This is a genomic window from Pedobacter sp. 05L430, assembly GCF_056397585.1.
Genome location: NZ_JBFTNT010000120.1, coordinates 1 through 11,523, shown reverse-complemented (window position 1 = coordinate 11,523; position 11,523 = coordinate 1). Strand labels below are relative to the sequence as shown.

Here is an 11,523-nt window from a genome sequence, read left to right as displayed (position 1 = left end):
TCTTCCTGCCATTTTTTTTCTTTACTAAAATAAAAATCAACTTTAGGATTCATACTGTTCGTTAGTTTGGTGAAAAATTAGACCCTTAGTGCGCCACGGAAACCTCTGGCAGCATAGTAAGATTCTGCGCCGTTGTGGTACAGGAAAACGGTTCCGTAGCGGTAATCGCCAAAAAGTGCTCCTCCGAGTTTCCTGATGTCGGCAGGTGTTTTTAGCCAGCTAGACGTTTTGGTGTCGAACTTTCCGAATTGCTGCAGTTCGCGGTATTGTTCTTCCGTTAATATTTCTATGCCCATATCGGCAGCTACATCCATTGCGCTGTTTTGTGGCTTATGCTCTTTCCTTGCATCGAGTGCTGCGCGGTCGTAACAAAGGCTTCTGCGTCCTTTAGGGGTTTCGGCTGCACAATCGTAAAAGATATATTCGTTTTTGCTTTTATCGTAACCAACTACATCGGGTTCGCCGCCGGTTACTTCCATGTCATCAAGCGACCATAGTTTTTGAGGATTGGCTTCGAGCTTTGCCTGTACTTTGGCCCATTCTATATCTTTATGGCGGTTCATGTTTTTCTCGAATCGGTTTTTGAGCGTTTTGAGTAGTTCTTCGCGTTGTTCTGATGACAACTCTTTTTTATTGTTTTTCATACTTTTATAGATTAGTTGTGGTGGTTTTTCTATCTGCAGGTCTGAAATACCAAGATACAAAAGTGAGGACTAGTAATAATATCGGTCCAAAAAAATCTTTGCCTCCATCGCCATTGGCTAAGTGAGAAAATACTGCGCCCGACATGGCGAAGAAAAAGCCTGCAYATGCCCATTCTTTTATTATGGGGAATTTTGGAACAAGTACTGCTATGACGCCCAGTATTTTCCAGACGCCAAGGATGGTTAGGATATAGATGGGGTAGCCTAAGTTTTTCATCATGGTTACTTCGTTTTCCATTTTGATTAATTGCACTATTCCGGTTGATAACATTCCTAATGAGAGCCAGATTGTGGCGATCCAATAGATGATTTTATTTCGCTTTGTCATGGTGTGTTATTTTAGTTTACTTACGATGTTTTGTAGTTTATTATGCGCCATATTGATGCCCTGCGCAAATGGTAGTTGCAATACCTGATCTCTGATGGCGGCTGATTTGTATATGATATGGATGGTGAGTTTGCTGGTATCGCCGTTAATTTCTTCGAATTGCAGGAACTCTAGCTGGGCATCGAAAGGTGCATTGTCCATTTCAAATGTCCGCGTGATTTTTTGGTTTGGGATAAATTCGTGAATGACTCCGTTGGCGTGGAATACGATGTTTCCCTTAGGGTCGCTGGTTTGGAAATGGTAACTGCCATGCTTTTTGTTTTCCATTTTAAGCACTTTTGTGCCCATCCATTGCTCAACGATTTCGGGTTCTATGTAGGCTTTGAAGAGCAGTTCTAATGGCAAATCAAATTCCCTTGTGATTGTTAATTCCTGTTTGCCGTTTTGGGCATCGATTTTAGTTTTTTGTTCCATAGGGTTCTATTTTTTTGATTGGTAGTTTTTCATTATGGTTTCCAATTTGTTGAATCGGTCGTCCCACATTTGGCGGAATGGTTCGATGAAGTCGGCTACGTCTTTCATTTTTTTTGCGTTTATGTAATAGTAAATTTCTCTGCCGTTTTGTTTTTGTTCAAGCAATTCGCACTCGGTTAATATTTGCAGGTGCTTTGAAACAGTGGGTCTTGCGGTATCAAAGTTTGAGGCTATTGAGCCTGCGGTCATTGATTGTGTGGCCACCAATAGCAGTATAGCCCTTCTGGTTGGGTCGGCTATGGCTTGAAATACATCTCTTCTTAAATTCATCGTGTAGCTATTTGACTACAAATATATATGTAGCTATTTAACTACGCAAATTTTTTTTGATATTTTTTTTAGAATGGTGTTTTTGCATATAATTGGTGTGGAGGGAATTATGTATTTTGGGGGTATGCAGAAAAAGGAAATAGAAACTTTTTGCCCGGCAAGCCGAGAGGAGTGGAGGCAGTGGTTAAAAGAAAATCATAGCTCAAGCCAGTCTGTTTGGCTTATTCAGTACAAACAAAAATCGACCAAGCCGAGTATACCCTGGAGCGATTCGGTGGATGAAGCGCTTTGTTTTGGCTGGATTGACAGTACCAGGAAAACGATTGATGAGGAGAGTTTTATACAGTTTTTTACTAAGCGCAAACCGAACAGCAACTGGTCGAAGATCAATAAAGCAAAGGTTGAGCGCTTAATTGCAGAAGGATTGATGGCGGAAGCGGGTTTAAAATGTATTGAGGTGGCAAAGAAAAATGGTTCGTGGTCTATACTGGATGCGGTTGAGGAATTGATTGTTCCGAAAGATCTGGAGGAAGCATTTCTGCTGAAGCCAGGTTCTGCAGACTATTTTAATGGTTTGAGTAAGTCTGTTAAAAAAATGATATTGCAATGGGTTACGCTTGCCAAAAGGCCTGAAACCAGAGAGAAAAGAATTAATGAAGTGGCAGAACTGGCTGCCCAGAAACTGAGACCCAAGCAGTTTAGGTAGGCTTAAAAGTGCGTGTTTTTAGCGTTTTTTAGCCTCAAAATTAGCGTTTCGATTAGCCAAAAATGGCTTCTGGTTTCCTGTTGGGGGTGGTATTTTTGCATCATGATAACAAGGAAACTATTTACGCTTTTAATCGTTCAAATGAATATAAGTTCCCACCTTTGTTGAAATTTTGAGGGATACTCATATTGTAATTGAATAAATACCATAAATATTGAAACAAGCTAGCGAAAAGCCTGAGGAGCAAAAACTGAAAAGAGGGTTGCAAAACAGGCATATTCAGTTGATTGCCCTTGGTGGAGCCATAGGAACAGGGTTATTTTTAGGCATTGGTCCGGCAGCTGTATTGGCTGGGCCGTCTGTAATTTTAGGTTATGCACTGGCCGGTATTATTGCCTTTTTTATTATGCGTCAGTTGGGCGAAATGGTGGTGGAAGAACCTGTTTCGGGAAGTTTTAGCCATTTTGCTTATAAGTACTGGGGATCCTTTGCGGGCTTTGCTTCTGGCTGGAACTATTGGGTGTTGTATATCCTGGTAAGCATGTCGGAATTAACTGCCATTGGCATTTACGTGCATTTCTGGTGGCCTGAAATTCCATTGTGGTCGTCGAGCCTTTTCTTTTTTATCGTTATTAATGCCTTAAACCTCACTTCTGTGAAGGTATATGGTGAGGTGGAATTCTGGTTTTCGATAATAAAAGTGGTAGCGATTATTGCCATGATCATTTTTGGTGTTTACCTGCTTGTTAGCGGGAGCGGAGGTGAGCAGGCAAGTGTTCAGAACTTATGGAATGATGGTGGCTTTTTTGCAAAGGGCTGGTTTAGCGGAGATGGGAAAGGGGGCTTTCAGGGGTTGTTTGCTGCTATTGCATTGATCATGTTTTCTTTTGGTGGACTGGAATTGATTGGGATAACGGCGGCAGAGGCTGAGCAACCGGAAAAAACAATTCCAAAGGCTACCAATCAGGTGATTTACAGGATCCTGATTTTTTATGTGGGTGCGCTTGTGATCTTGTTTTCATTATCCCCATGGAAAAACATTACTACAGATAGCAGCCCTTTTGTGATGGTTTTTGAAAGTTTAAAGGGCTTTCAGTTTACGCTTTTAGGAAAGACCATTTACTTTACGAGTGTGATTGCCAATGTGCTTAATGTTATTGTGCTGACAGCTGCCTTGTCTGTTTATAATAGTTGTGTTTATAGTAACAGCAGGATGCTATTTGGGTTGGCGGAGCAAGGAAATGCGCCTTCTTTTTTATCGAAGCTGAATAGGAATTCGGTACCTATAAATGCGATTTTGATATCGAGCTTGTTTGCCGCGATATGTATTATCATTAATAAGCTAATGCCGGAGAAGGCATTGGAGATTTTGATGTCGCTGGTGGTGTCATCGTTGATTATCAATTGGTTGATGATCAGTATTACACATTTGAAATTTAGAAGGAGTAAAGAAGAGGATCGGGTTAAAACCAAGTTTCCTTCCTTTATTTATCCGATATCGAACTATATATGCCTGGTGTTTTTGGTAGGTATATTGGTGATTATGTGGATAACGGGATTGAAGATGTCGGTTGAGTTGATTCCGGGATGGATTTTACTATTGTATGTTTGCTACCTGCTGGTTAGAAAAAAGAAAAGCGGAGATAAATCCTAAGATTTAACCCCGCCATCTAAATTAACGCTCTCATAAATATAAACGAAGAAAAGAGCAAAAGGTTTAAACGTTTCTGTGTTTTTTTGGAGGTATGACAGTAATATGATATTGTGAGAAGTTGATTTCTCACTTTACCTTAAATGCAGTAAGGTTTGGAAGGAAATTTGTCGGCCGGAGCGTTTGTTTTGATAAACAACGAACATCGCGGTAGCGCAAAGACCGATTACCCCTGCCAGACAAACTGCTAGTCGCGGACCAAAGGCTTGTGCTGTCCACCCGATAAGTAAGCTGCCAATCGGGATCATTCCCTGGTAAGCCATGATGTAATAGCTGATGGCACGGGCCCTCATTTCGGGAATGGTATGCGTTTGTATGTAGGTGTTTATGGCTGATGTTTGCGCCATCATACCAATTCCGCCGAAGGCCATGAATACAAGTGCTAACGATAATATGCCTGAGTAAGCCAGTAAGATTAAGCTAACCCCGAATATGGTACTTGCCAGCACTACGATTCTTTTTAGTGGTTTAGCAGATCTTAAATTGGCTAAATACATGGCGCTAATGACAGAACCTAAGCCGGCAGCGCTCTCGAACCAGCTAAATGTTCCTGCATCGCCATGAAAAAGATCTTTAGCGAAGATAGGCATGAGGGTGTTAAATGGTATGACGAACAGACTGCTGATGCCTATCATGAGGATCATGCTGCTCAGTTCTCTGTCGCCTGAAACATATTTGAAGCCTTCTTCGAGTTCGATCCAGATGCTTTTCTCTGATCGTTCGACAACGCCGAGGTTCAGTTTCATTAAGAATAAACACACGAGAACGGGGATATAACTTAAAAAGTTTCCGATGAAACAAAAGTCTTCACCAAAGGTGCTGAGGATTACCCCGGCAATGGCAGGCCCCACGATGCGTGCAAGATTTGCCATGGTAGAGTTTAGTGCAATTGCATTGGGAAGGTCTTCTTTATGATCGACCATTTCGACCATTAAGGATTGTCGGCAGGTTACATCAAAAGCATTTATGATGCCCTGCACCAGACTTAAAAAGATGATGGCAGGTATGTTGTAAAATTTGAAAAAGATGATTGCGGCAAGTGCTCCGGCCTGCATCATTGATATTACCTGGGTAATGACAAGGATTTTGTAACGGTTGTGCCTGTCGATTAAACTGCCTGCATAAGGTGAAAGTATGAGCGAAGGGATAAGACTGGCAAAAGCCACCAGGCCAAGTAAAAGTGCTGAGCCTGTTAGTCGGTATACCAACCAGCTGACAGCAGTTTTTTGCATCCAAGTTCCTATTAAAGAGATACTTTGGCCATAAAAGAAAAGCTTAAAGTTGCGGTATTTTAATGATCTAAATATATTCATGTGTAGTAGATGTCTTGAAGACGTTACAAATTTCGGAATAAGTTATTGAGTTGTAAAATTGATTGTTTTAATGATATTGATTAGTTTTAACGATTGATTATGGAACTTAGACAACTCAACTATTTTGTAAAAGCAGCTGAACATCTTCATTTTACTGAGGCTGCAGCTGAATCGTTTGTAACGCAATCGACCTTATCGCAACAGATAAAGCAATTGGAAGAGGAATTGGGCATGTTGTTGTTTGACAGGATAGGCAAACATGTTAGGCTGACGGAAGCGGGTGGTGTTTTTCTAATTCATGCAAAACAGATATTGCTTGATGTACAAAAATCTAAAGCCGCGATATCAGAATTGAATAATCTGGCGGTGGGCGATTTGAAGATTGGAGTTACTTATGCGTTTAGTTCCATGGTGTTACCGGCATTGGCTCCTTTTTCGTCAAAGTATCCGGGGATTAAGATATTTATTGAATATGGTACGCCGGAATCACTGGAGATTAAGCTGAAGGCAGCGGAACTGGATATCATTCTTAGCTTCCATGAAGAGTCTGATAACCAGGGACTGGAAATGCAGCCTTTGTTTTCTTCTAAAATAGTGATGGTGGTTTCGCGTAAGCATCCATTGGCATCTTTAAAGAAGATAACGGTGGCAGAGCTTGGTGCACTGGAACTTATTTTACCGGGCAAGGGCTTTAGTTCGAGAGATTATGTAAATGAGCTTTTTGGTAAACGCAAGATCGTACCGAAGATTAAGATTGAAATGAATGAGGTAAACTCATTGCTGACGCTGGTAGAAAGTACCTCGTGGGTTACGATTTTAAATGAAAAGGCCATCATTAGCTGGGATACGCTGATTGCTATTCCTATTGCTGGAAAGGAACGCTATAAAAGAGCATTTATATTGAGGCAAAAAGGAATTTATCAAAAGAAGGCCGCTAATTTATTTATTGAGGAGCTGAGCAAGATACTGTGGTAAATTGATACGCATTGGCGAAATATTGAGACGGATTGATTACTTAATCAGTTTCATATTGCCTTACTTTGTTTTATAACCATATATAAATTAAGAAGATGCGTAAACAATTAATAATAGTTGTACTCTTTTATTTGTGCAATATAAGTTTGGGTTTAGCTCAGGTTTCTCAAGTAAACACTCAGAAGTTTGACCGTAAATCGGGGGTGACTGCAACATACAGTCAAAGTATTTTGAAAATTACCTGGCCTGCCGGAAGTAATAATTACGGGCAGGTTGACCTTAACATGGAAAAAGGGAAACCGTTGTTTAGTCGCCTATTAATTGGCGAAGCTAAAAAGGCTAAACTGGTTTCAACAGATCTTGATCCAAGCTTTTTGCTCACCATTGGAAAGAGGGATTTGATCTCACAAAATGGATGGAACATATTTTTTGATAAGGTTCCTCAAAAAAAATATAAGACCTATAATGTAGAACTGGAAAAATCGGCTGCGACTGTAAAAACTGTAGGCAGCAGGACGGTGGTGACCATTTCTTCATTAAAAGCTGACCGTTTTTCGGGTGATCTGGAGATTACTTTTTATAACGGGAGCCCGATGTTTAACATAGCGGCAGTGATGGCTACTAAAATAGATTCAACGGCTATTGTATATGATGCAGGTTTAATTAACAGATCGGCAAGCTGGAAAAACATAGCATGGATAAATACGGGAGATAGTTTGCAAACTGCAAATGCGGTTAGTACTGATAGTTCAAAAAATATAGCTGTAAAATACCGCACCATAGCTGCAAAGGGAAAGGAAGGCGTTTTGGCAATATTCCCAGCGCCGCATCAATACTTTTATCCTTTAGATGAGGCCTTTAACCTGAAGTTTACCTGGTATGGCAACAACTACAGGAAAATGACTGATGGATATGGTATTGGGATCCGTCAGGATTTAGAGGGCGACAGGAGGTTTGTGCCTTGGTTTAATGCACCGCCTGATACTAAACAACGCTTAAATTTCTTTTGCCTGCTTAGTGCAGCAGATGAAAGCGCTGCGTTTACTGAGGTAAAGAAATTTACAAATAACGATACTTATGTTAAGCTACCGGGTTATAAAACCATGTCGAGCCATTTTCATAATGAGTTTATCATGAAAGTAGTGTTGGCAAACAAGCCAATTCCAGAAGTTCCTGATTTTGTGAAGGTGTTTAAGAATACGGGGATTGACATTGTGCATTTGGCAGAGTTTCATTATACGGCTCACCCTAAAGGACCGGATGAAACTAGGTTGAAAGAGTTGGAAGCGCTTTTTGAACAGTGTAAAAGACTGTCGGACAATAAACTTCTTTTGCTGCCCGGTGAAGAACCCAATGAGTTTTTTGGAGGCCACTGGCTGGCACTTTTCCCTAAGCCTGTTTATTGGATCATGTCGCGTAAGAAGGAAGCTCCTTTTACTGAAAATCACCCTAAATATGGTAAGATATATCATATTGGCGATAAAGATGACATGCTGAAACTGCTTGAGGATGAGAAGGGATTGGCCTGGACGGCACATGCCCGCACAAAGGGATCTGTTAATGCACCAGATGTGTACAAAGATGAGGCGTTTTTTAAATCAGATCATTTTATGGGTGCAGCCTGGAAGGCAATGCCTGCGGATTTGTCGCAACCAAGACTCGGGAACCGGGTATTGGATTTGATGGACGACATGAACAACTGGAATTTGAAAAAGACCGTGATTACTGAAGCAGATCTTTTTACGATAACACCGGAAAATGAGATGTACGCACACTTAAATGTAAACTACCTGATGATGGATGCTTTGCCTGAGTTTAACAAAGGCTGGCAACCGGTATTGGATGCGATGCAGCAGGGTAAGTTTTTTGCGAGTACAGGGGAGGTGTTAATCCCTGAATTAACTATAAGCGGGAAACGTTCGGGTGAAACAATAGCGTTGGATAAGTCGGGCTTTGCAAATGTTAAGCTTAAACTGAACTGGACCTTTCCAATGAATTTTGTAGAGATCATATCTGGTGATGGCAATAAGGTGTACAGGGAAAAGGTAGATCTTACTAAAACAAAGGCGTTTGGGTCTGAGCTGTTGCAGTTTAAAACTAAACTGAGCAACAGAACATGGGTAAGGGTAGAGGCATGGGATATAGCAGCAAATGGAGCTTTTAGTCAGACTTTTTATATTAAACATTAAACCAAACTACAATACACACACATGCGATTTAATAATTTGTTTTATACACTATGTATAGGTGGGATAACCATGTTAACTGGTTTTACCCTTCATACAAATGCACAGGTTAGTGCCAATCAAAACCCTTATAAAGAATTGCCTTTAGGAGCAATTAAACCACAAGGTTGGTTAAGGGAGATGTTGATCAGACAGAAGGATGGAGCTACAGGCAATCTGGATAAGCTTTATCCGGTTGTGATGAACGAGAGAAACGGATGGCTTGGCGGAGATGGCGATCAGTGGGAGCGGGGACCATATTGGATAGATGGACTTTTGCCGCTCGCTTATCTTTTGGATGATAAAGCACTTATCGCCAAAACAAAGCCCTGGGTAGAATGGGCGATTAAAAGTCAGCAACCCGATGGTTATTTCGGACCAACTAAAGACTATAGCTATGAGCGCGGTATGCAGCGCGATAACAGTAAAGACTGGTGGCCAAAAATGGTAATGTTGAAGGTACTTAAACAGTACTATTCTGCGACAGGCGATAAAAGAGTGATTACATTGATGACCAATTACTTTAAATATCAGTTAAAAGAATTGCCATCAAAACCGCTTGATCATTGGTCTTTTTGGGCGCGTTACCGTGGGGGCGACAACCTTCAGGTGATTTACTGGCTGTATGACATTACCGGAGATAAGTGCCTTCTGGATCTTGGAGAATTGGTGCATAAGCAGACTTTTGATTATACCAATGCTTTTTTAAATACAGACATGTTATCCACTTTTGGAAGCATCCATTGTGTTAATCTGGCCCAGGGATTAAAAGAGCCTATTATTTATTATCAGCAGCATCGCGATAATAAGTATCTGGAAGCCACGGATAAAGGTCTTAAAGACATACGTATACAAAATGGCGTGGCTCATGGGCTATATGGCGGAGATGAAGACTTGCACGGAAACAATCCAACACAAGGATCGGAACTTTGCAGCGCGGTAGAGATGATGTTTAGTTTAGAAAGTATGCTGGAAATTACAGGTAAAATTAATTATGCGGATCATCTTGAAAAGATTGCGTTTAATGCTTTGCCTGCACAGGTGTCGGATGATTTTATGGACCGTCAGTACTATCAGCAGGCCAACCAGGTTATGGTTACCAGACATACCCGTAATTTTAATCAGGACCATAGTGGAACAGATCTGTGCTATGGTTTACTTACAGGGTACCCATGCTGCACTTCTAATATGCATCAGGGATGGCCTAAATTTGCACAAAACCTTTGGTATCAGACAGCAGATAAAGGGATAGCTGCTTTAGTATATTCTCCAAGTGAGGTTAAAACCACAGTAGGCAACGGAGTAGAAGTGACCTTTAAAGAGGAAACAAATTATCCTTTCGAAGAGCAGATCAAGTTTACACTTAGCATGGCCAAAAAGGTAAAATCGGCTTCTTTCCCTTTTCACCTTCGTATACCTGAATGGTGTAAAAAAGGATCGGTAAAAATTAATGGACAGGTGTTTAAAGAAGCTGCGGGCAACCAGATCGTTAAAATAGAACGCGAATGGAAGTCGGGCGATGTGGTTGAATTGGAATTGCCAATGCATGTTTATAAAAACAGCTGGTATGAAAATTCAGTGTCTGTAGAACGTGGACCAATTACGTATGCTTTAAAAATGAATGAAGAAGTGACAAGGGTTAAGAATGATAAGGATCCAATAGAATATGGGAATTATTATGATGAGATAAGGTCATCTTCGCCATGGAACTATGGGCTGATTGAGACGCCAGATAACAAATTTGATGAGCAATATAAGGTAGAGAAAACAGGGATAGTTTCCAATTATCCATGGAACCTTAAGAATTCGCCAATTGCGATTAAAACAAAAGGCAAAAGAATTCCTTCGTGGCAATTGTATAATGAAATGACAGGACCAATTCCGTATAGTTTTGTATATGGTATAGAAACCTCTTTAGAAGAAGAAATTACGCTCGTGCCTTATGGCTGTACCAGCTTGAGAATTTCACAGTTTCCACTGGTTCAGCGGAAGTAAAGGTTGTAAGTAAACAATTGAGCTGTTACAGGAGTGTCTTTCTTAAGCAAGATACTTTTGTAACAGCTTTTCCAATTCCTGAGGAAAGAGGGGTTTCTTTAGAAGCTTAATTACATATGGATTGGCCTCAGCCTTTTTAATATCACCAAAATCCAGAGTAGATGAAAGTATTGCGATTAAGCATTTATCTTTTACAACTGCGGGGAATTTCTTGTAGATTTCTAAGAATTCGAATCCGTCCATTTCGGGCATTTGTATGTCCAGCAAAATAAAATCGGGTAGATTTGCTACATCGTCAATATGTTTGTTTAGATAAGACAGCCCTTCTTCACCAGAGTGACATAGAATCGTCTCATCAAACAATTTAGAGATTGAGATGATCTTTGAGTTTATTTTAAGATCCACCTCATTATCATCCACCAGCATTACTTTTTTGTACTTACTTAACATTAGGGATTGTAATTTTAAAAGTTGTTCCTTCTGCAGTATTTGAACTTACAGATATCTTTCCATTAATCTTGTTGAGCGCTTCTTTAACAATAAATAAACCTAACCCACTACCATGATTGGTCTTGCTTTTAAAGAACTGTGTGAAAATCTTTTCCAGATGTTCATTTAATATGCCCATTCCATTATCAGCAATGGTAATTTCTACTGCTGTTGGGCTGACATTAACATTGATATCTACTTTTTTATTCTTCTCATCTTCTTTTTGATATTTAATAGCATTAGATATCAGATTCCCTAATATCACTTCTATTC

The 11,523-nt window shown here is 40.3% G+C and carries 12 protein-coding genes; 5 read left to right on the top strand and 7 right to left on the bottom strand.

Annotated features, from left to right (window positions below; all coding sequences use genetic code 11):
* Positions 1 to 77 precede the first annotated feature (77 nt).
* The 4 genes from AC1DG9_RS15780 to AC1DG9_RS15765 are packed head-to-tail and all read right to left on the bottom strand — an operon-like array spanning position 78 to position 1,836.
* The gene (locus tag AC1DG9_RS15780) at positions 78 to 644 is read right to left on the bottom strand and encodes a DUF4256 domain-containing protein (RefSeq protein ID WP_172659807.1); all 567 of its coding nucleotides are present in this window, start codon (positions 642 to 644) and stop codon (positions 78 to 80) included.
* Positions 645 to 648: 4 nt separating this feature from the next.
* Positions 649 to 1,032: a DoxX family protein gene (locus AC1DG9_RS15775; RefSeq protein WP_477634867.1), complete on the bottom strand. Its 384-nt coding sequence runs from the start codon at positions 1,030 to 1,032 to the stop codon at positions 649 to 651.
* A 6-nt stretch (positions 1,033 to 1,038) separates the two neighbouring features.
* Positions 1,039 to 1,506, bottom strand: a complete 468-nt coding sequence (locus tag AC1DG9_RS15770) for an SRPBCC family protein (protein WP_172659809.1) — start codon at positions 1,504 to 1,506, stop codon at positions 1,039 to 1,041.
* Between the two features lie 6 nt (positions 1,507 to 1,512).
* Positions 1,513 to 1,836 (bottom strand): ArsR/SmtB family transcription factor, encoded by a 324-nt coding sequence (locus AC1DG9_RS15765; protein ID WP_172659810.1) that lies wholly within the window; start codon positions 1,834 to 1,836, stop codon positions 1,513 to 1,515.
* Between the two features lie 124 nt (positions 1,837 to 1,960).
* Here AC1DG9_RS15765 and AC1DG9_RS15760 point away from each other — a divergent pair, with 124 nt between their 5' ends.
* A complete protein-coding gene (locus tag AC1DG9_RS15760; protein WP_172659811.1) occupies positions 1,961 to 2,542 on the top strand; it encodes a YdeI/OmpD-associated family protein in 582 nt (193 codons plus the stop codon).
* 214 nt (positions 2,543 to 2,756) lie between these two features.
* Positions 2,757 to 4,196, top strand: coding sequence for an amino acid permease (locus tag AC1DG9_RS15755; RefSeq protein ID WP_172659812.1), 1,440 nt, complete (start codon positions 2,757 to 2,759; stop codon positions 4,194 to 4,196).
* A gap of 131 nt (positions 4,197 to 4,327) precedes the next feature.
* On the opposite strand, the gene AC1DG9_RS15750 is transcribed toward AC1DG9_RS15755, so the two are convergent.
* A complete protein-coding gene (locus AC1DG9_RS15750; protein ID WP_172659813.1) occupies positions 4,328 to 5,566 on the bottom strand; it encodes an MFS transporter in 1,239 nt (412 codons plus the stop codon).
* Between the two features lie 99 nt (positions 5,567 to 5,665).
* Here AC1DG9_RS15750 and AC1DG9_RS15745 point away from each other — a divergent pair, with 99 nt between their 5' ends.
* From AC1DG9_RS15745 to AC1DG9_RS15735, 3 genes are all read left to right on the top strand, one after another.
* Complete coding sequence (locus tag AC1DG9_RS15745) at positions 5,666 to 6,541, top strand: LysR substrate-binding domain-containing protein (RefSeq protein ID WP_172659814.1); 876 nt, start codon at positions 5,666 to 5,668, stop codon at positions 6,539 to 6,541.
* A gap of 95 nt (positions 6,542 to 6,636) precedes the next feature.
* Positions 6,637 to 8,730 (top strand): CehA/McbA family metallohydrolase domain-containing protein, encoded by a 2,094-nt coding sequence (locus AC1DG9_RS15740; RefSeq protein ID WP_337716571.1) that lies wholly within the window; start codon positions 6,637 to 6,639, stop codon positions 8,728 to 8,730.
* 21 nt (positions 8,731 to 8,751) lie between these two features.
* Positions 8,752 to 10,761 (top strand): beta-L-arabinofuranosidase domain-containing protein, encoded by a 2,010-nt coding sequence (locus AC1DG9_RS15735; RefSeq protein WP_337716573.1) that lies wholly within the window; start codon positions 8,752 to 8,754, stop codon positions 10,759 to 10,761.
* A gap of 42 nt (positions 10,762 to 10,803) precedes the next feature.
* On the opposite strand, the gene AC1DG9_RS15730 is transcribed toward AC1DG9_RS15735, so the two are convergent.
* Positions 10,804 to 11,211, bottom strand: coding sequence for a response regulator (locus AC1DG9_RS15730; protein WP_172659817.1), 408 nt, complete (start codon positions 11,209 to 11,211; stop codon positions 10,804 to 10,806).
* Positions 11,201 to 11,523 (bottom strand): sensor histidine kinase (locus AC1DG9_RS15725; RefSeq protein WP_477634866.1); only part of this gene is annotated, 323 nt, incomplete at its 5' end. The genes AC1DG9_RS15725 and AC1DG9_RS15730, both read right to left, overlap by 11 nt.